The sequence below is a fragment of the Bradyrhizobium sp. LeoB3 genome (assembly GCF_055456055.1).
The window spans coordinates 1-248 of the sequence record NZ_JBVBEF010000474.1 but is presented as its reverse complement, the minus strand read 5'-3'; the positions used below and the strand labels follow the sequence as shown (position 1 = coordinate 248).

Here is a 248-nt window from a genome sequence, read left to right as displayed (position 1 = left end):
ATGTGTTCCTGACCGTCGCCATCATGTCGACGACGTTTCTGCTCGAGGTCGGCGTCTTCATCCTGATCGGAATGTTCTGAAAAGAGCGCGCAGGTGGACAGCGGGGGCCGGTGCAAGAAATTAGTCCTCAGGGAACTTGATGGTTGAGACCGGCCATTTCCCGTCGTGGCCTTTGATCGAAATCCGAAGGCCGTGCAACTCATCCAGCCAAACGTTCTCGACCGTACCTGCCTTTCCGTTAGTAAGGA

1 pseudogene is annotated in these 248 nt (G+C 55.2%); it reads right to left on the bottom strand.

From position 1 onward, the window contains the following. Positions 1-120 precede the first annotated feature (120 nt). Positions 121-248 (bottom strand): annotated as a pseudogene (locus ACZXDY_RS46760) (PRC-barrel domain containing protein); the annotation flags it as partial.